Source organism: Paenibacillus nitricinens (genome assembly GCF_052056485.1).
Lineage (GTDB): Bacteria > Bacillota > Bacilli > Paenibacillales > Paenibacillaceae > Paenibacillus_AQ > Paenibacillus_AQ nitricinens.
In genome coordinates, this window is record NZ_CP183948.1 from 6,681,243 (window position 1) to 6,700,786 (window position 19,544).

General features: G+C 43.5%; 15 protein-coding genes and 1 pseudogene. 4 read left to right on the top strand and 12 right to left on the bottom strand.

Features of this window, described 5'->3' with window-relative positions; translation table 11 throughout:
- The first annotated feature begins 69 nt into the window (after nucleotides 1-69).
- On the top strand, nucleotides 70-672 hold the full coding sequence (locus ACN6KS_RS29745) for a TetR/AcrR family transcriptional regulator (RefSeq protein ID WP_440961047.1): 603 nt from the start codon (nucleotides 70-72) through the stop codon (nucleotides 670-672).
- A 98-nt stretch (nucleotides 673-770) separates the two neighbouring features.
- Here the strand turns inward: ACN6KS_RS29745 and ACN6KS_RS29750 are convergent, their stop codons facing one another.
- The 10 genes and pseudogenes from ACN6KS_RS29750 to ACN6KS_RS29795 all read right to left on the bottom strand — a co-directional run bounded on the left by ACN6KS_RS29750 (nucleotide 771) and on the right by ACN6KS_RS29795 (nucleotide 10,092).
- On the bottom strand, nucleotides 771-1,358 hold the full coding sequence (locus ACN6KS_RS29750; protein ID WP_440961048.1) for a DUF1349 domain-containing protein: 588 nt from the start codon (nucleotides 1,356-1,358) through the stop codon (nucleotides 771-773).
- Between the two features lie 27 nt (nucleotides 1,359-1,385).
- The gene (locus ACN6KS_RS29755; protein WP_306035596.1) at nucleotides 1,386-1,622 is read right to left on the bottom strand and encodes a YiaA/YiaB family inner membrane protein; all 237 of its coding nucleotides are present in this window, start codon (nucleotides 1,620-1,622) and stop codon (nucleotides 1,386-1,388) included.
- Nucleotides 1,623-1,679: 57 nt separating this feature from the next.
- Nucleotides 1,680-1,862, bottom strand: a pseudogene (locus ACN6KS_RS29760) (YiaA/YiaB family inner membrane protein); the annotation flags it as partial.
- 192 nt (nucleotides 1,863-2,054) lie between these two features.
- Entirely contained in the window at nucleotides 2,055-2,339 is a 285-nt protein-coding gene (locus ACN6KS_RS29765) for an alpha/beta-type small acid-soluble spore protein (RefSeq protein WP_440961049.1), read from the bottom strand.
- Between the two features lie 235 nt (nucleotides 2,340-2,574).
- Entirely contained in the window at nucleotides 2,575-4,170 is a 1,596-nt protein-coding gene (locus ACN6KS_RS29770) for an ABC transporter substrate-binding protein (protein ID WP_440961050.1), read from the bottom strand.
- Nucleotides 4,171-4,223: 53 nt separating this feature from the next.
- Nucleotides 4,224-5,105, bottom strand: a complete 882-nt coding sequence (locus ACN6KS_RS29775; RefSeq protein ID WP_440961051.1) for a carbohydrate ABC transporter permease — start codon at nucleotides 5,103-5,105, stop codon at nucleotides 4,224-4,226.
- Between the two features lie 39 nt (nucleotides 5,106-5,144).
- Nucleotides 5,145-6,065, bottom strand: coding sequence for an ABC transporter permease (locus ACN6KS_RS29780; protein ID WP_094868472.1), 921 nt, complete (start codon nucleotides 6,063-6,065; stop codon nucleotides 5,145-5,147).
- A gap of 169 nt (nucleotides 6,066-6,234) precedes the next feature.
- A complete protein-coding gene (locus tag ACN6KS_RS29785) occupies nucleotides 6,235-7,809 on the bottom strand; it encodes a response regulator (protein WP_094868503.1) in 1,575 nt (524 codons plus the stop codon).
- Between the two features lie 11 nt (nucleotides 7,810-7,820).
- Entirely contained in the window at nucleotides 7,821-9,557 is a 1,737-nt protein-coding gene (locus ACN6KS_RS29790) for a sensor histidine kinase (RefSeq protein WP_341136002.1), read from the bottom strand.
- Between the two features lie 100 nt (nucleotides 9,558-9,657).
- Nucleotides 9,658-10,092, bottom strand: a complete 435-nt coding sequence (locus tag ACN6KS_RS29795) for an Lrp/AsnC family transcriptional regulator (RefSeq protein ID WP_440961052.1) — start codon at nucleotides 10,090-10,092, stop codon at nucleotides 9,658-9,660.
- A 159-nt stretch (nucleotides 10,093-10,251) separates the two neighbouring features.
- Between ACN6KS_RS29795 and ACN6KS_RS29800 the strand changes: the two genes are divergently transcribed.
- The gene (locus tag ACN6KS_RS29800) at nucleotides 10,252-10,734 is read left to right on the top strand and encodes a VOC family protein (RefSeq protein WP_094868475.1); all 483 of its coding nucleotides are present in this window, start codon (nucleotides 10,252-10,254) and stop codon (nucleotides 10,732-10,734) included.
- On the opposite strand, the gene helD is transcribed toward ACN6KS_RS29800, so the two are convergent.
- Together helD and ACN6KS_RS29810 are read right to left on the bottom strand one after the other, a co-directional pair.
- Nucleotides 10,698-13,121, bottom strand: coding sequence for an RNA polymerase recycling motor HelD (helD, locus tag ACN6KS_RS29805; RefSeq protein WP_440962464.1), 2,424 nt, complete (start codon nucleotides 13,119-13,121; stop codon nucleotides 10,698-10,700). The two genes, ACN6KS_RS29800 and helD, sit on opposite strands and share 37 nt — an antisense overlap.
- A 300-nt stretch (nucleotides 13,122-13,421) precedes the next feature.
- A complete protein-coding gene (locus tag ACN6KS_RS29810) occupies nucleotides 13,422-17,480 on the bottom strand; it encodes a glycosyl hydrolase 53 family protein (protein ID WP_440962465.1) in 4,059 nt (1,352 codons plus the stop codon).
- A gap of 352 nt (nucleotides 17,481-17,832) precedes the next feature.
- On the opposite strand from ACN6KS_RS29810, the gene ACN6KS_RS29815 reads away from it, so the two are divergent.
- Both ACN6KS_RS29815 and ACN6KS_RS29820 read left to right on the top strand, forming a co-directional pair.
- A complete protein-coding gene (locus ACN6KS_RS29815; protein ID WP_256989671.1) occupies nucleotides 17,833-18,375 on the top strand; it encodes a sigma-70 family RNA polymerase sigma factor in 543 nt (180 codons plus the stop codon).
- Nucleotides 18,368-19,525: a DUF4179 domain-containing protein gene (locus ACN6KS_RS29820; RefSeq protein WP_440961053.1), complete on the top strand. Its 1,158-nt coding sequence runs from the start codon at nucleotides 18,368-18,370 to the stop codon at nucleotides 19,523-19,525. The genes ACN6KS_RS29815 and ACN6KS_RS29820 overlap by 8 nt, the downstream gene beginning before the upstream one ends.
- Nucleotides 19,526-19,544: the final 19 nt, after the last annotated feature.

Below are 19,544 nucleotides of genomic sequence, written 5' to 3' on the forward strand. Positions count from 1 at the left end.
TTTTTTGCAACAGAATAATTTCATTTGATATACTACGTGTACATATACAATTAAGGACGGAGGATGATAATGGAAAAGGGGGAGAAGACTCGCAATTACATCATAGCTAAAGCCGCTGAACTGTTTAACCAAAAGGGATATTCGGGCTCCTCGTTATCTGATATAACAGATTTGACAGGCATTAAGAAAGGTGGCATTTATCGCCATTTTTCCAGTAAAGATGAGATTGCATATGAAGCCTTTAGCTATGCGGGTAGTATTGTGGGGGCCCAACTAGCTAATGCCATTAGTCAGCAAGAAACGGCCTCTGGCAAGCTGTTAGCATATTTACATGTGTACGAGAAAGTAGTTGAAGCGCCACCTTTTATTGGGGGGTGCCCGCTCCTCAACACGGCTATTGAAAGCGACGACAGTCATCCAGGCTTACGTGAAAAAGCCCAGCAAGCCCTAATAGGCACACTAGAATCCAAAAAGAAAATCATTTCTGAGGGTGTACAAAGTGGTGAATTCAAAGCAGACCTCGATATTGAGGCACTAGCTACCTTCTCCCTTTCCATCATGGAGGGCGGTATCATGATGAGCAAGCTCGAAGGTAATAATCGGCACATACGGATGAATATCAAGAGCTTTGCTGCTTATTTAAAAAATGAGTGCCTACGCGAGCCCAGTTAGTTCATTCAAAACTTTGTTAACATACAAAGATTTTAAAATAAAAAGGAGCTTCGTCATTATTCACGAGGCTCCTTTAGCTTAATCTTAGTTCCATAACTTTATTTATGTTCCAACCACTGGCATTCTGTGATTTCTATTTCTGTGAATGTTGCTTTAAATGACGAATCCTCTGGGCTACAAGCATATAAACCAAAATTGATATGCTCACTTCCTTCAAACAAATGAAAAATACGCATCTGCTTAAATGTAATTCCATCAAGAGAATTTTCAACACAGAAGTCACTCTCACGCCGACTTAATCTGTAATACATTGTTTTTATTGTTGCATTGATATCTGTTGTTGCCCAATCCGAATATCCGTGATTCGTAACCACACTACCCAACCTTTGATATTCTTCATTCTCATATTCAATCGATGCCTTGAACCAATTGTCACTGTCCTGATAAATAATTACTCCACACTGATCAAATCTATGAGCGCTGTCAAAAACAGTTTTCACTATAAAAGAAAAATATTTCTCATCCGTCTTCATCAGTAGTGCAGGTGCATTATCATTTCTAAAACCATAATAGGTGCGTTGCCAAAAATCAGTATTAGGCTCAGTTACAATTTCAATCCTGTCATCTGTAATAGAAAAAGTGCTCGTTGGATGTTGCCAAAAGAGATTTTCTTTTATAAAGTTCATTTCACTGCTCCTTATCTAGGTCCCTCTTTACCCTTGAATGTCCCTCCTGGCATCTTGCTCGGCGAGAATCTCTTTATCCTCCGCGTTATCTCTCGTCACTTTCTGAACGCCAACGGCGCTATATGAAATCAACAGAATAACAGCTATATAATACCCCTTTACATTCAATTGAAATGGAGCATTGTACAGACCAATAAAGAACATTACATACCCAATAACCAAGCCTGCAAAAGCCATAATTGTGAAAGCCCCTGTATTTCTCATCCTGTGTTTCGGATTTTCTAGCTTAATTTCCTTATCCTCTGAATTGTCTCTAACAACCTTTTGCACAACGATACAGCTAATCGTAATTAACACCATGCAAAGCAAATAATACCCTTTAACGTTCAATTCCCAATCGTCGTTGTACACCCCCAAACAGAATAGAAAAAGACCTGCAGCCAATGCAAAATACGATACCCCTGTGAAAGCAGCTGTGTTGCGTTTACGATACCTCTGATTCATCCGACGATTCCTCTCCCAATACAGAATTGAATGGTGTTATAACCTTCTTCACTATACCGTGGAACATCGGTAAAATTCTACCATTAATTAGGTTGTTTTGGGAAAACGCAAAGAAAACGGTCTCAGTCCCAGGTAATTCAGGACTAAAGCCGTCTCCTACATTTTCTGCAACTTTATGATTTAGAAAAAATGCTACTCCCTCTCCTGATCCACCAATTGCTGCTGTGCGAGCCGAATCATCTCGCGGACCATCGATCCACCAATTTTTCCGCCAATCTGCCCCACTGATTCTGTACTCAAATGTCCATTTTCACCGCGCTCCAATGGGACACCAAGTTCTTTTGCGACTTCGTATTTCACATCATCAGGCCGCTCCGGATCTACATCATAACCCTCGCGGCGCATCACCTCGGCTTTAAACATTTGCATTCCGCGATTAACTCCCGGCACTGCATATTTCCTGTTTCTTCTGGACATCCCTTATCCCCTCCTAAACATGTTTTAAGTAACATGCCCGGAAATCGGAACCTCCACCCCTGTTAATTTGCTCCGATTATTTCCAAGAGGGTGCTAAACTTCCGTTAATTTGATAATTTGATGTAAATTTAAAGATAAATCCTGTGTCCGATAGCGACCTCCTATTCGGACGATCCCCACAACAGGGAGGCCCAACAGTCATTTCATGACTGTTGGGCCTCCCTTATCCTGTATATTACTTGTTCGCTAAGAAAGCATCGATTTGCGCTTGCAGCTCAGCCTGGATTTTATCAATGCCAGCTGATTTCAGCTGTTTGTTCAAATCTGCAAGGCCTTTGTCGATATCTTTAATTACGCCGTACTCGAGCGGAATGGCATAGCGGAGCATTACATTGCCCACATTGGCAATTTCCGTCTTCACTTTGCTATTGTCGAATACAAAGGTTTCAAGGGCATAGTGGTAGACGTTAGCTTCCCATCCCTTAGCCAGATCGTTAGCTTCTTGAGGGAATGCTTCATTATCAAGGTTGAGTGGTGAGTTGAAGTTCCAATTAGAGAATCCAGTAAAGTTTGGATTTTTGTCGAGTGCTTTATATTTGGTGTCGCCAACCGGTTCATAGTGCACGCCACTAATTCCGTACATTATCAGGTCGTGCAGTTCTTTATCATTCTGCATCAGATCAATCAGCATCAAGGAACGTTCTACATTTTTGGAAGTCGCATGAATCGACGTACCGTTTTGTGTAGAAATCGCCACTGATTTTTTCTTCCCTTGGTTAATATCAGCCAACGCCACTTCATAAGGAGAATTTTCTTGGCGCATCAAGGCCATGAGTGCTCCAAGTGTTCCGTTATTATGCGTAATCGAGGCCGTTTTGCCTGCTTTAAAATCCGCCTGATGATCATTTTTGCTGTTCAGAACGTTTTTCGACCAGGCATTGTTATCAGCGAGATCTTTGTAATACACGAGTAGATCCTTGAACTCTTGCGTTTCATAGACGTTAAAGACTTTGCCTGTTTCATCGGTCAATTTGAAGGCAAACGGAAGATCCAGGTCAAACATATTCCATTCGTTTTGCTGCTTCAGTAATACACGGTCCAAGTTATGATACTTCCAGTCTCCTGTTTCCGGAGTGAAAGGGGTAATTCCTTTTTCCTTCTCAGCTATCGTCTTCAAATAGGTAGCATATGCTTCCGGGCTGTTGATTTCAGGAAGATTGTATTTCTTGCGCAAATCTTCACGATATAGAATCAGCTTTTCAACAGACTCTCCTCTGTTTTGCGGAACCATATACAGCTTACCGTTTACTTTTGCCTGATCCCAGCTCACATCTGACATAGCTTCCTTAGTTTGCGGCATATATTTGGTAAGCAGCTCGTCGGTTAATTCTAGAAATCCGCCTTTCAGCGCCTGGTCATTATAACCAGCCCAGTTTGCCGAATAGATGAGGTCAAAATCTTCATTTGCCGCCAGCTTCAGAGGATATTTTTGAGCCCAGTCAGACCAGTCCAAGAACTCTCCCTCAAGGGTCGCATTAACTTTTTCTTTCAGTTTCTTGTTAATTTCAGCAAAAACACTATCATAGTCTATCGGTTTAGGCCCAACGAAGATCATTTTCAGCTTTACTTCTTTAGAGGTGTCTATGGTATCTGAAGTTTCGGCTGCATTCGTTGCACTCGCTGTTTCGGTAGGCTCACTTGTTACCTCAGCGGCATTATTGGTAGCCTTAGCCGGTGTATTGGCGTTGTTGTTGCCACCACCACATGCGCTCAAGATCATTACGAAGGTTAAAACGAGTGCGAGCATAATGAATCTATTTTTTCTCAGCATTTCAAGCCTTCCCCCTTGTATTCATTATATTGATAAACCGGATTTCCCCGGGTTCATCCTTTCACAGCGCCAATCGTCAAGCCTTGAACGAAATATCTCTGAACGAATGGATAAGCGAGCAGAATCGGACCTGTAGCTACAACCGTCATTGCCATCTTCAAGCTCTCGCTTGGAATCGATGTGGTTACGACTGCTCCTGCACCCATCATGGCTTTTCGCATGCCGTCCATATTACCAAGCATTTTGTACAAATAATATTGAAGCGGCATCAGCTTCTCATCGGAAATAAATAGAAGTGCATTGTACCAGTCGTTCCAATAGGCAAGAGCCAGAAACAAACCAATTGTAGCTAGGGCCGGCTTAGAGAGAGGCAGGATTAAACGGGCGTAAATCTTAAAATCGCCTGCACCGTCAATTTTAGCCGATTCTACTATTGCTTCCGGAATGCTGCCCATAAACGACTTCATAACAATAATGTAAAAGACGTTGAGCATCATCGGAATCACTAAAGCCATCAGTGTATCTTTGATATGGAGGTAATTGACCATAAGCAGATACCATGGAACCAGACCGCCGTTAAATAAAGTTGTAAAGAAAAAGAAGAACGAAAATTTATTACGCCATTTAAAATCTTTTCTGGATAGCGCATAAGCCGTCATCGAAGTCAGAAACAAGCCAAGCAATGTGCCTATTATAGTAACGCCTATGGTCACCATATAGGCTTGAATCATCTGGTCGGGATACTTAAACAAAATCCTGTAGGCTTCTGTTGAGAAGGCCGTAGGTATAAATTGATAGCCCTCTGTTAATATTTTTGACTCTTCCGTCAGTGATGAAGAGACGACAAGTACAAACGGGAATATACATAAAATTGCGAGAACGATTAGGGATACATAACCAATACCCGAGAATATTTTACGATCGAGCTGCTTCATATCGTTACCTCCATTATGAAAACTGTACCTCTGATGCGGTTAGAATAAGGCGCGGTCTTTATCGTATTTACGAACAGCATAGTTCACAGTCATGATCGTTGCGAAGCCAAGAACGGACTGGAAAACGCCAGCTGCAGCCGACATGCCGATATCATTCGAAGTAATCAGCGATCGGAAGACGAAGGTATCGATAACATCCGTCGAAGAGAACAACAAGCCATTATTGCCGATCATGTTATAGAACATCCCGAAATCACCGCGGAAAATATTCCCGACCGCCAGCAGCACCAAAATAATAATCGTCGGGTAAAGATTTGGAATCGTCACTTTCCGGATCCGCTGAAAAATATTGGCGCCATCGATTTCAGCCGCCTCATACTGTTCAGTATCTATGCCCGTAATCGCAGCCAAGTACATTACCGTTCCGTATCCAAGGCCTTTCCAGGCGGACACGAGAACCAGGATATACGGCCAGTAGGCAGGCGTATTGTAAATATCAATAGGTTCTAGCCCGAGTCCTCTAAGGAGTGCGTTCACAGTACCAATATCATAATTGAGCAGGTTATAGGCAATCGCGCCGACAACTACCCATGAAATAAAATAGGGAAGGAACAACGCCGATTGCGTAATTTTGCGGAACCATTTGCCACCGACCTCAAACAACATAATGGCTGCAAAAATTTGCAAAGCGTTATTTACAACGATGAATGCAATATTGTACAATGCTGTATTCCGTGTTACCCGCCAGGCATCTCCTGATTCAAAGAAAAATCGGAAGTTATCGAGCCCGTTCCAGGCACTTCCAAAAATACCGCCCGCGTAATCATAATGCTTGAAGGCAATAATAATGCCCGCCATTGGGACATAGGCAAACAAAAGAAAAAAAGCAACCGCCGGAGCCAGCATCAGCAACAGAACCCTATAGTTTTTTAAATCGCTCCAAAATGTATGCCCTTTCATCTTTGCACCCCTTTCTTCTCTATATCTCTCATTATAAAAGGACGGCGGCGGTGAGATAATTCAGCGAAACAACTAAACATAATACTAATTCAACGATTCATAAACAATTTCGATAAAAAAGAAGACCCTGTTCCATATAGAACACGAGCCTCCTCAATAAGCAATCGATTCAGATTTTATTTTTCTTCCGGTACTCGCCGGGCGACATGCCCATATATTGCTTGAACTGCCTATTGAAATAAATAATGTTCTTATATCCGGCTTGTTCCGCAATCTCATATACTTTTTTTGTTGGATCCTCGAGTAGCTCGCATACCCGCTTCATACGTAATTCACTTAGAAAATCGCTGAAGAGACTATTGGTTTCGACCTTGAACAGATGCCCCAGATAGTTAGGGGTAAAGTCGAAATGTGCGGCGACCTCGTTTAGCGTTATTTTTTGATCTAATCTTTCTTTCACATACTCCGTGATTTCATCAATTAACTTACGTTTTTGCCTTTGGCGTTTCAAATAAAGCAGCTCAGACAGTTCAAAGAATCTTCTTCTCAGCCACGATAGGATATCATGCACCGTTTCGAACTGAAACAGTACAAAAGGATGATGCGAATCCCAATTCAAAATCTCGTACAAATGCTCATTCATTTGCTGCAGATCAGCATGAAGCTTAGAGGTGATCCGGATAATGATATCGTAGATGTCGTTTTTCTGGGAGATCGGGCTGTCTCCGGCAAATAGTTGAAGCAAGCAATCATCAATAGTGGTAAGGTCGTAGTCGAGCATAGCTTTAAGCATACGATCCACAATAACCTCTAAGTCCGAAGCCATCTTTTCCTTTGGAGACCATTCCGAGGCATCTTGGATTAACCTATTCTTCCCTACGATCCATTTAATGCTTAAAGCGGCCTGCGCCTGCCGATAGGAATCATGTAGCTTGACCGGGTCGGTTGTGTACATTCCTCTTCCGATCGTAATCGAACAGGAGAACTCCTGATAGAACGCCCGAATCAACTCTTCCAGCAAAGCTGTAAAATATTGTTCCTGAACCGCAGCAAGGATCACAAAGTGATCGTCATAGGTCGTAATTACCATGCCCAAATTTTGATCCTGAGCAAACTTTCGGATAAACTGATTGGCAGTGCTGCTCCATAAACTCCGCTCTTCTTCCGTCCAGGTTTGGATTTTTCGCGCCATGTCGTCGATCTCAATGATGGCAACCGCCGATGCACCTTGTAAGTATGGCGTGAGGACGTTGTGAATGTGCGTTTCAACCTGTCCCGGTGCCGCCTCGTTAAACCAACGCAGCAGTAGCTCCTGATTAACAAGCGTCAGCGTTTCCGACAAGGAAGTACGCTGCGTCCTCTCCTTCTCAATCTTGGCGCAGAGTTCGGTCAGCGTCTCGTTCAGCTCGTCATCATCCACAGGCTTAAGCAGATAACTGTATGCATTCAATTGAATCGCTTCCTTGGCATAATTGAAATCCTGGTGTCCGCTAATAAAAAGAATATGGACCTCAGGGTTAATCTCCTTCGCTTTCCGCGCAAATTCCACGCCCGACATAATCGGCATGCCGATATCAGAAAGAATGATATCAATAGGATGCTGCTCCATCATTTTCAGAGCGGCAAACCCGCTCGTTGCCGTTCTCACGCTATGCAAAGACAAATGATCACTGCCGGCTACACGCCGTCTAAGCCATTCCAAATCGATTACTTCATCATCCACCAGCAGAACATTGATCTCCATTGCCATACTCCTCACTCCCCCATCACTTCCCTGATTTCTGCATTTTCCACCGGTAAAATAATTTGAACTGTCGTTCCCGCTCCAAAATAGCTGCCGATTTGAATGCCGAAATCGCTCCCGTATCGCAGTTTAATTCGTTCTTCCACATTTCTCAGACCGTAGCTGCCTGGTTGATATGCGCTTGATCGCATGTTTTGAAGTGTCTCCGGCCGCATGCCGATCCCGTTATCAATGACCTTGAGTTCGATGCGGTCACCCAGCCGCTTTCCAGTAATACGAATCGCAATGGTCTCCCCGAACCAGGCGTGCTTGAATATATTCTCCACAAATGGCTGCAAAATCAGCTTAATAATAGGTACCTGTAAAATTTCCGGATCGACATCATAATAAACCTCAAAGGCGTCCGCATACTTCACTCTCTGAATTTCCAGATACATCCTCACCTGCTCCAGCTCATTTTCAAGAGAAATATATACATGCCCGTCGTTTAATGTGAGTCGATAAAACTTGGAGAGGCCTTGCACCATCTGCGTAACCTTCTCCACTTCCCCCATATTGGCCAGACTGCCGATGGTCGACAGCGTATTGTACAGGAAATGCGGACTGATCTGGGCTTGAAGCACATCCAGCTCCGCTTGCTTTTTCTGAATGCCCTGCACATAAACGTTCCGGATGAGTTCCTGAATGCTGGTCGCCATTTGGTTGAAGCTATTAGCGATATAGACAAATTCATCGTTCCCCGGAAATCCGATTCTTTTATAAAAATTACCCTCCTGAAACGATCGGACCAAATACACAATCCGCTTGATCTTCTTGCCAGATATACGTGCGACTAGAAAACCGATCATAGCCATCACCAAAAAACTGATGGAACAAACGGTACTAATCACCTTCCGCATTCTACTAGCATCTTTGTTCAAATAAGAGTGAGGTACGCGCGCCTCAATGACATAGCTTGATACCGGAATATCTTCACCAATAACTAAATAAGCATCTTGTTTCGTATCTTCAGCAGCAGCACCTTGCTCATACAAAGTCATTCCTGTAGCCCTATCCAACAGACGAAGTTCAATCCCCTGTTCAATCGGAAAAGTATCAAAATTACCAAATAGCTCATCAATCCTCGCCGTAACGCGAATATATCCGATAATAGCAGGTGCTGCCTTGGAAGAAACAAGCTTGCGGAAATATGAAATATTACCCAGCTCCCGGTCGGTATCCGCTTGAAGCCACAAACTGTCTTGATTATTCGTAACAATCGACTTAAACCACTCCGTATTCTCGATCACCTGATCAGAAAGAACATAATAATCACTTCGACCGATGGGTGTCGACATATCATCCCCGGTAATTTCAAGCATCGTCTCATTGACGGTAAAAAGAGCAAGTCTCAGCTTGTTCCCATACAATTGCAGAGGGGCTTTCATATAAGGAACGATATCATCTCTCATTTTGAGCATATTTTCCAAAGGATCTCCCCTGAACTGAAGGGCATTCTGAAAATTCGTATTTAGAAACAGCGAGTTGGTCATACGTTTGATTTCATCTGTCTGGTATTCGATGTTGTTCCTCGTCTGCTTTAATGCGGTCCGGACATTCGTTTCCGCCATTTCAGTCCTGGACTCTACGAGCATTGTATAGGCTATATAGCCTACCAGCATATCTGTCAGCAATACAAGAATGAGATACGGAATCATCATCTTGTATGTGAATGGAATATACTTTTTACTAGACAGTTTTCTCTCCATGCGCATGCTCCCTTATATACGTATCCATACGACTGCTATTTCGACCCATTCTACAACGAAAAGAAAGCGGTTACTATATCTTGTATTTGGAAACTTTGCTTTAGAGTAGCACTCTGTTCTCCAAAATATTTTTCAAGCTAATATGCGATTTGGAAGGCCCGAACTTTATAAGGTGATCTTGAAATTCAGCAAGCGCCTCAATCGTTGAGGTCTGTACCTTAATGAGATAATTATATTCTCCACTAATGCGGAACAAATCGGTAACTTCCATAGCATTGTTACAAAAATCGGTGAGCTCTTGGCAATGTTCTGTTTTAATTAGAATAAAAGTAGTCGTACCCCGGTTCAGATCCCGCAATTTAAAAGCTGTATGATACCCCGATATGATGTTCCTTTCCTCCAACTTAATGATTCTTTCTTTAACGGATGGTTGTGACATCGAAACCTCTTTACTGATTTGTGAAATGGGCATTCGGGCATTGTACTGTAATAATTGCATAATCTTTTTATCAATATCATCCATAAGATGCTCCATATCAAGCGCCTCCTAACGTTATTTAATAAAATAAACTCTTTCGTCTAAAATACCTTATATTCAATAACCATGTCAGTATAAAACACTTATCTTATATATGTATCTCCTATTTTAATCCAACTATAATAAATAGTACATTAGATATAGGAGCGATTAAAGATGAGCGTAAAAGGCCTTGCACATATAGCGATTCAAGCCAAAGATTATAAAGCAACAATTTCATTTTATATCGACGTTTTAGGGTTCAAGTTAGGTCATCATTGGAGTCTGCCCTCCTTTCAAATCAAAGAAGCTTCGATGCTTATTTCACCTGATCAAAGAACTTGCTTAGAGATTTTTGATAACGATGCAGTCATTGCCGCCCAAGGGAAAAAAGCCTTGTCTGAAGAGGAAGTAGCACACGGAGCGTTACTACATTTTGCTTTTTACGTAGACAATGTGGATGAGATATACCAAAAAGCCCTTGCTCATGGAGCAAAGGCTTTTATAGAACCAGATTCGCTTTCCCTTGGTGAACCGCCTCTTCTGATCAAGAACGCGATCGTTCACAGCCCCAATGGGGAAGTTATCGAATTTCTTGAAGAAGTTGATTTTGATATGTCTAATTACACTACTTCATACAAAGATGCATCCAAGGCTTGAATAAAGTACGACCAATCGCCTGTCGTGTACAGTAGAAGCCGATGCATCGCGCGTGTACAAGCTGTATAAAAGAGTTTACGTTCACTCTCCCGATGATAAGTCTGCGTAGAAGCATCGTAAATTAGCACGGCGTCGAATTCTACGCCCTTAGCAAGGTACGCAGGGATAATTAGCGTTCCCTTCTCAAAGGTGAGCGTCTCCTTCGTAATAAGCCGCAGATTCTCGCCCCCCTGTGCAAGCAATGCTTCATAGGCTTCGCGGCTTTCCGCAGCAGTCTTAGTAATAATGGCGATGGAGTCTAGACCTTCAGCCATAAGCGCCGCAAGATCCTCTTTTATCCGCACCGCCCGCTCCACATCATTGCTAGCCTTCAATAGGTGCGGCTTCTTGCCTCCCCTATCAAAAGGTACGATCTCTTCATTAGGTAGCAGCGCCATCGTAAACTCCACAATCTCACGAGTCGAACGATAGCTTCGGATTAAACGAAATAGGTTCGTTTCCTCTTCACCATAAAGCCGGATCAAAGGAGAATCCACCTCTTGCAAATTCGTCGCTTGCGGGAATATCGCTTGACTGAAATCGCCGAGTACTGTCATGCTGGCGCGGGGAAAGAGTTGCTTGAGAAACGCGAATTGGAACGGCGAATAATCCTGTCCTTCATCAATAAATAAATGCCGCACCATTGTATTCGTGCGTGAACCCTCGATAAGCTCTTTTAAATAAAGGAATGGGGTCTCATCCTCATAAAAAAGTTCGGTATGGCTCAACTTTTCTTTCGTTTGCATACAGATTTCTGGCCATTGATCAGGTACTTCGGTCTCACCCGTCATATTCCGATAAGTGGCTTCATCCCTAAATAACTGCTCGTATAATCCCATCATATCTATGAATTTTAACCGTTTGACATCCCGTCTCAGCGGTTTGAAGTGCTCCTTCACGATCATGCCCCGCAGCAGCTCATCTTCCTGCGAACTAAAATCAAAGACATTCTCTTCCCCGTCCTTCTGAGTACGAAAATCGCCATAGATTTCAAGATACTGCTCCGTAAAATCGAAGACAGCCTCTTCTCGCCGGTACTTCTTAAGCACCTCACTGTATGCTTCGGCATATTGATCATTGTCGAGGTAATCGACCTCATCTTGAACCCAGGGTGCCTCCATTTCCTGACGCTGTAGCTTAGTCAACTCACGCAGCAGCCACTCACGTAGTAAAGCGACGCGATTAGCCAATCGTATAGAGCTGTCATAGCTATAAAATTGCGACTTCATTTGCTCCGCAGTAATCAACTCGCGGTCCCGGAAACGGATACTGTGGAACAGCATTCCATCTTTGCCTAACCATAAAGCGTAGCTTTGAAGAGCATGCAGGAAAGCCTCAGAAGCCTTATATTGCATCCCCGTTAACCGTGCTTCATACCCCTGTGAGGATTGTGATGTCAGTACATATTCAATCTGCTCGAAGGGGCCCTCTAAATTCATCGTGGATCCGAGCCAATAGGCAAGGTACTCCTGAAAGGTCGTTTGCTGCATATTCTCTTCGCCGAGCTCAGGAAGCACCGTCGATACATAACTGTTAAACATCGGATTTGGCGAAAAAAGAACGATCTGATCCGCCTTGAGCCTATCGCGGTGTTTGTATAATAAATAGGCTACCCGTTGCAGCGCTGCGGACGTTTTGCCGCTGCCAGCCGCTCCTTGCACAATAAGCATACGGCTTTTGTCATTACGGATGATGGCGTTCTGTTCCTTCTGGATGGTCGCCACAATGCTCTTCATTTGTGAATCTGCGCCTTTACCAAGCACCTGCTGCAGCAATTCGTCCCCGATCGTTAAGCTCGTATCGAAAACATTCTGGAGCTGACCGGAACGGATCTGATATTGTCGCTTCAGCATCATCTTACCAGTAATCTGTCCTCCCGGCGTTTCGTAAGTAGATGGCCCTGGGGAATGATCATAGTACATGCTTGCAATAGGCGTTCGCCAGTCATACACCAGAAAGTCCACACCGTCTGCATCAACGAAAGAAGCCACTCCGATATAAATTTTCTCACTCAAGCTCAAACCGTCTTCTTGAAAATCCATTCGTCCAAAATAGGGAGACGGCAGTAGCCGTTGCATATTCTTAAAACGCTGCACCCGTTGCCGGTGGCTGCGCTCCCGCTCGGATAACAACGCTTCTTGCTGCTTTATACTGTAGAAGGTCTCTTCGAAATCTTCATCGGTGCTCGTATTGACCGTGACTTCTTCCCAAAACCGCTTGCGAATGTCCACCACTTGATCACGTAACCCAGTCACTTCTGGTTCTAGTGCTGCGATTCTTGATCGCAGCTTTTCCGTAACCAAATCAAGCCGATCTTGTTCTTGCTGCCAATCCATTACGTTTACCATCTTCACGAACACGCTCCTTTTCAGTCTTGTTATAAAGAAGCAAAAATTAAAATTTGACAAACTGTTAATCCACATGGTATTATAATAGTGTAGATAAGATGTTACATTTGTGCTCAAAAAAAGCGAAATAAACAGTGATTATCTTATAATATCATGAACTTTTCTTGCATGCAAATTATATATATAAGTTAGAAGAACCAGCAGACTCTGCTGGTTCTTCTTTTTTGAATGCCTAGCTTGGGCGTACATAGAAAATAGACCGTCCCTCGGACGGTCTATTTTCTTACTCAAGTAAGCTTACTATTTAGTTTGCAATAAATTCATGATGATGGTCACTGCCTCTGCTCTTGTTGCTGTCTCATTTGGTGCAAATACATTGCCGTTACGTCCGCTCACAATGCCTGATTTCTTAACGGCTGCAACCGCATCCTTTGCCCATGCAGGAATTTGGCTATCATCAGCAAAACCTGTTGATGCCGCCGTTGTTAAATCTACTCCTGCTGCTCTAGCGATCATTACCGCAAGCTCTGCACGTGTTATGCTCTCTGCCGGACGGAAGGTAACATCCTCGTAGCCGCGTATAATCTTCGCCTCTAAGGCTTGTGCAATGGACTTCTCGGCCCAAGCAGGGATTGTATCTGTGAAGCCCAGTTCCACACCGTTTCCAGTAGGCTTCAGCGCATTCATCAGCATCACCGCAAATTCAGCGCGTGTCACCGCATCATTCGGTTTGAACGTTCCGTCGGTATAACCCTTGACGATCCCTTCGCTCACCGCTTTCTTAATATTAGCCTGTGCCCAATGTCCCGAGATATCGCTAAATTGAGCCTCTGTTGTCGGTTCAGTAGAAGCATTTGTTACCGGTAATCCAGTCGCTTGATCCACTACGAGTACAGCAAACTTCGTAAAGTGCTCCACATCTGCAGCAATACGATTTCCATCTATTTTGCCGCCATTAACTTTCACCCAGCTCTTCTTCACTTCATCATAATAAAAGATCGCTACAGTTTGACCGCTCTTCACTTGTCCTGAATCGAACACAAAGGTTATCGTGACTGGTTTACTAAAGTTCTCCGCGAAGTTTTTTAGAACTTCATAGATCGGGCTTACGAAAATCTCATGATTGCTGAGAAGACTCTCTGTTTGGAGCACTTTCTCAATCGTTAATACCAACTGCTTGCCTGAAGCATTAGCTGGAATAGAAATAACAAGCCCATTATCCAGTCTGACTTCGCCCGCTTGACCTGCAGGAAGCGTCAGTTTCCCATTGGAGGAGATAACCGGAAGTAATAGATTAGAGGTACTACCACCATCATTACCACCGTTTCCATTGCCATCAGAACCGTTATCTTGCACAGCTCTCGTTATCATTGCTGTATATCTCGTACCTGTACCATCTTGGGCAATTACGAATAACTCCAATTTATTACTACCGACTTCAAGAGGAAGCTCTATGCTGGTAGCCCCACTTGCCAAACTTATCGGACCCGCCACAAGCGTATTGGCACTATTGTACATATTCGCTGTCAAGGTGCCATAAACCGCATCACTGGCCGTTGCCGTTACTGTGAAGTTAGATAAGGAATACGGTACATTCGCTGTATAATCGTATACACTTCCGCTCACTGTTTGATCCAATATTATCCCACTCAAATTCAAGCTGTTCAAGCTTGCACTGGAACTTAATGTTGTAAACGTAATCTCTTGTCCGTAGCTTACTCCGACTCCATTCACAGCATAGGCACGTACATGATAGGTAGATCCAGACTGAAGTCCTGTAAGACTTACTAAAAAGGCTCCTGTTCCACCTGATTCAGCTATAGCCTTACCATCCTCAATTGTCGGATTGGCACTAGTAGAATATACCATTCCGCGCTCTGTAACCGTAGCACCACCGTCCGAAGTGATGTTTCCTCCAACCGTAGCTGTCATAGATGTGATATTTTTTACTTCTGCATTCGTATCAACAATAGCAGATTCCTCAATACCTTTGACAAAGCTTAGATAGAAATCATCAATCGATCCCCATGCGCCGCCATCTGCTTTGATATTAGCTCCGATTGTAAGGGTTCCATCGGTAACGAGAATATCCTGGATCTCAGAATTATTCCACTGTGCCCATCCTTTCACACCGGTGTTTACTTTCACTTCCTTACCATCCGTTACAGCAAATAGATTCATATTGGGGTTGGCAGCATCTCCCCCTTGAATAAACATCGAAAGATTATAATATCCCGGCTTCAGACCAGAAATAGTCTGCTCTACTCTAAAATCCACTGCTTTTGCAGAGTAGAAATGTAGTGAATAGTTGCCTGTTTTGGCATCAGTAACTTTATTTTGGTAGTCTGTATGTGGAGCATTAACGTCAGCATAGGTGATTTTCCACATGCTTCTATCACTATTTTCAAAGCCTGCGTTGACGATAAAGTTCTCTTTTTTAATAACTAGAAAAGCCTTTACCACCTGACCGCCTTCCACCGTTCCACCGATCACATAGCTGCCCGCGCCCTTACTAATGGCTTGCTCAAGCGCAACTTGATCCCAAACGACTGACATCTTGCCGGAACTTCCATCATTGTAAGTAACACTTACCTCTGTTGGCAGATGAATTGGCTCCCCAGCAATCGCCGTTATCGAAACATCCTTAATTTCATCTACAGCAATAGGGGCCACTGCGCCTGTATTCACATATTTGAACACATTCAGCGAGGCAAGCGGATGTCCGTTAAAATCAAACAAAGCCTGGTTATCAACGGCACTTCCGCCATACCATTCCCCTGCATCATCAGGGTCATATTCCTTCGCGTAGCTAGATGCCCAACCGGAACCGTACTGTTCCCAAATCAACTTATTCTGCTCCAGATTGTCTTTCGAACCTACCGGAAGCCATGCAGGCTCCCAATAAAACACGCCAATTCCCGCTTTACCCACATTCGCAACCGCTGCAATTACATCTCTAACCGAAGTGGCCTGACCTTGAACGCTTATAGGATAGTTTAAGGTTTGACCTGAGCTTTGCGGTGCTGTATTTCCGTGTCCATCCCCATCCTCAGCGGTATACGCGTAAGAGGTTTCTGCTACCATTACTTTTTTTCCATAAGTATCAGCCACTTGCTTCAACACAGCTGTCAAATTGCTTAATGTACCGTGCCAGAATGGATAATAAGAACTTGCAAACACATCATAGTCTACATTGTTATCTTGCAAATTCTTCGCTATAGTGGCATATCTGCCTGCCGACTCCGGATTTGTAAAATGCAGAGCAACCAGAATATTCGGATTGATCTCCCGAATGGCTTTACTTCCCTCATTGAACAATTGGCTCATCTTCGTCCAATTAGATTCACCAACGAATTGTCCATTCGTTTCATTGCCTACCTGAACCATACCAATATCAATTCCTGCATTAAGCAGGGCTTGCAGACTTACTTTGGTATATTCGTAAAGTGCAGTCTTCTTATCTTCAAAACTCAAATTGGCCCATGCCTTCGGCGTATGCTGCTTGGCCGGATCGGCCCAAAAGTCGGAATAATGGAAGTCCACTAGCAACTTCATGCCGTTTGCGGTCGCCCTTTTACCAATTTCAATCGCGGTTGCCAGATCATTATTGCCCCCACCATAACCTTTTCCAGCTGTATCAAAAGGATTATTCCATATCCGTACCCGAACGTAATTAACCCCGGCTTCATGTACGGTTTGAAATATATCCTGCTCAGCTCCGCCTTCATTATAAAATTTGACTCCGCTATTCTCTAAAGAAATAATACTGGAGATGTCCACGCCCTTAATAAAATCAGGCTGAAGTCCTTCCACCTTCTTCACAAAAATATCTGCCGGCACCGGTAGGGTCGTATCCGTACTCAATTGTTTCAACTCAAAGCTGTCCAAAAATCCATATGCGCTTGGAGCGCCGCTTATATTCGCACCGACCTCAAGACTCGGAGTAGCCTGCTTCAGGATAAATTTCAGGTTGAGTGTTCCCCAAGCATTATAGCCAGTGGTAGCCACAGCGGATGCCTTCTCGTCACCCGCAAACAATTCAACATTCCCCGTTTCATTGTCAGTACCGCCCATCGACTTAACTGAGAGCTCATAACTTCCCGCAGGCAGGTTCGTTATGGTCTGCTTAAGCGAGATGGTCTGGTTTCCAGTAGCAACTTTGTTAATCCAATATTTAAAAGCATGAGCACCTTCAGCTGGATTTAGCCAAGTATCATCGGCATATGCAAAATGCTTAATTTCTACCTGATCCCAATCTGCCGCATCGACACTCCATGATCCATCTTCCCAGAAATTGTCCTCGAAACCGCCATTTACTATTAAAGAACTGTTCGAATCTGCAGCCAAAGCACTCCTCATGTTGAATGAGAATGAACTTAGCAGCAACAACACCGCTAAAAATGCAGAGATACCCTTTTGATTAACTCTCACGTTCTGATCACCTTCCATTCTAAATTTTTAGATGCATATGTGCGCGTTCTGATTTATGTAAGCACTTACAAATCAATATACCAATAGTTAAAATATTTAGTAACGGATGAAAAGATAACATTTTGTATGCTTAAGCAAGCTTTATAGGCTTTAATCTTCATTTTCCATTATTCTGGAATAGATGATATTAAATAGATTTTAGATTTTTTTATCCAAATATAACTTTTTGTATGCCTTCTCCATCTAATCATACAGAGGGCCCTCAAGGAGGAACAATCATTTGCTGGAAAACGAACTGGATATCAAAAAAGCGCAGAAAGGCGACCACGAGGCGTTTACCCGTCTTTTCAGGCAACTGGAATCCCAGTTGTACAGATTAGCCAAAACCATTCTGCTAAAAGATGAAGATTGCGCGGATGCTCTTCAGGAAACGACACTGAAGGTGTATAAAGGGCTCACCAACCTTAAACAGCCTAAGTTTTTTAAAACGTGGGTTATACGCATCCTGATTAATGAATGCAATCAGTTACTTCGTATGCGAGAGCGAACTATAGCTGTGGCGGAGATTCCCGAAGAACCGGTCGATTCCTATGTGCATTTTGAAGATTCAGGCAACGTAGACCTGCAAAGCTTCATTAATCAGTTGGACGAATCCCTGCGGCTTGCTATCGTGCTTTTTTATTATGACGATTTATCCATTAAGCAGATTGCAGATGTGCTCGACATCTCCGAGGGAGCGGTCAGAGCACGACTTCATCGCGCACGGAGATTGTTGTCCAAACAGATACATCCTGTGCGGGAGGAGGGTCTTGCTAATGAATAATAACCATTTAGAGAAGCAGATCAGGGAGCTAGGAAAGGCTAATACACAGGAGCTTCCTCCTTTACTGCGGTCGCGGCAGGATTCCATTTATGCATCGCTCGCCACAATTGTCCAGGATCCTGTGAAAAAGGAAAAGAAAAAACGGATATATCCAAAAATCGCAGCTGCTGTATCTGCAGCGATAGTGCTAAGTGTTATGCTAACGGCCGTCTATCCGCCAACATTGGCCAATGCGCTCAAGCAGCTTCCATTGATTGGTGGGATTTTTGAAAGGGCAGATGATATAGGATTGCAGGCCGCTCAGCGTCTGGGTCTGATCACCCGACCGAATAGCAGTGAGACGCATGATGGAATCACCTTGTCTGCCGAAGAAGCAGTATTTGATGGCAACCGATTGGCATTCTCAGTGAAACGTGAGGGAGAAGGGCTGGACGGTAAGCTTGCCGGGGTGACGATTGGAGCAGATGGCAAACCTTTTCTAGGGAAAGGTTCGATAATGTCAGCAGAAGTATTGATCGACGGGGTTTCAATGGAGCAATTCTCAGATGGTCGTTGGGAAGCTGTTCCTTTTCTATCCTGGATGGAAGGCAAGGAGCAGAATACAGCTATTTTTGAACTGGTGGATACTTCGAATTTGGGGATCACCAAGCCTTTTCCTGATCAATTTGTACTGACTGTAACCCTTCTCTTAAACGGTATAGATACACCATATATTCTAGAGATTCCTGCACGGAAGGTCACAGAAAATAGTATTGCCGTACCTGATATACGTGCACAAGCAAAGGAATGGAGTCTGACGCTGCAAAAGCTGGAATATAGCCCATTAACGACACGTCTGTTGCTTAAGCTTGAACAAGAGACTGGCGGCGATTACGCAGATTTTAATACATTTGGCTTTGAAGTGATGGACGAACAGGGGATGGTTCTGCAAAATATATCACAAAAAGCACTCCTGTCTTCCAATAGATCGCGGGATCTGAATCTGCTTGTAGAGCCGTTCGAGAAACATCCCAATATGCTCACAATCCGTGGCTATCTTTATGAGTTCGAGGACCCAAAAAGTAAGAGTGGCGCATTCAAAATAGACCATGCTGGAAATCCTATGAAGCATTATATCGACGGTCTGGAAATAAACGTGCTAGTTAAATAAAAACTAAGGAGATGGATTT

Bases quoted from the DNA above. Each gene is read 5' to 3' on its own strand.
- ACN6KS_RS29745 (WP_440961047.1), top strand. From the start codon at position 70: ATGGAAAAGGGGGAGAAGACTCGCAATTACATCATAGCTAAAGCCGCT.
- ACN6KS_RS29750 (WP_440961048.1), bottom strand. From the start codon at position 1,358: ATGAACTTTATAAAAGAAAATCTCTTTTGGCAACATCCAACGAGCACT.
- ACN6KS_RS29755 (WP_306035596.1), bottom strand. From the start codon at position 1,622: ATGAGAAATACAGGGGCTTTCACAATTATGGCTTTTGCAGGCTTGGTT.
- ACN6KS_RS29765 (WP_440961049.1), bottom strand. From the start codon at position 2,339: ATGTCCAGAAGAAACAGGAAATATGCAGTGCCGGGAGTTAATCGCGGA.
- ACN6KS_RS29770 (WP_440961050.1), bottom strand. From the start codon at position 4,170: ATGCTGAGAAAAAATAGATTCATTATGCTCGCACTCGTTTTAACCTTC.
- ACN6KS_RS29775 (WP_440961051.1), bottom strand. From the start codon at position 5,105: ATGAAGCAGCTCGATCGTAAAATATTCTCGGGTATTGGTTATGTATCC.
- ACN6KS_RS29780 (WP_094868472.1), bottom strand. From the start codon at position 6,065: ATGAAAGGGCATACATTTTGGAGCGATTTAAAAAACTATAGGGTTCTG.
- ACN6KS_RS29785 (WP_094868503.1), bottom strand. From the start codon at position 7,809: ATGGAGATCAATGTTCTGCTGGTGGATGATGAAGTAATCGATTTGGAA.
- ACN6KS_RS29790 (WP_341136002.1), bottom strand. From the start codon at position 9,557: ATGGAGAGAAAACTGTCTAGTAAAAAGTATATTCCATTCACATACAAG.
- ACN6KS_RS29795 (WP_440961052.1), bottom strand. From the start codon at position 10,092: ATGGAGCATCTTATGGATGATATTGATAAAAAGATTATGCAATTATTA.
- ACN6KS_RS29800 (WP_094868475.1), top strand. From the start codon at position 10,252: ATGAGCGTAAAAGGCCTTGCACATATAGCGATTCAAGCCAAAGATTAT.
- helD (WP_440962464.1), bottom strand. From the start codon at position 13,121: ATGGTAAACGTAATGGATTGGCAGCAAGAACAAGATCGGCTTGATTTG.
- ACN6KS_RS29810 (WP_440962465.1), bottom strand. From the start codon at position 17,480: ATGAGGAGTGCTTTGGCTGCAGATTCGAACAGTTCTTTAATAGTAAAT.
- ACN6KS_RS29820 (WP_440961053.1), top strand. From the start codon at position 18,368: ATGAATAATAACCATTTAGAGAAGCAGATCAGGGAGCTAGGAAAGGCT.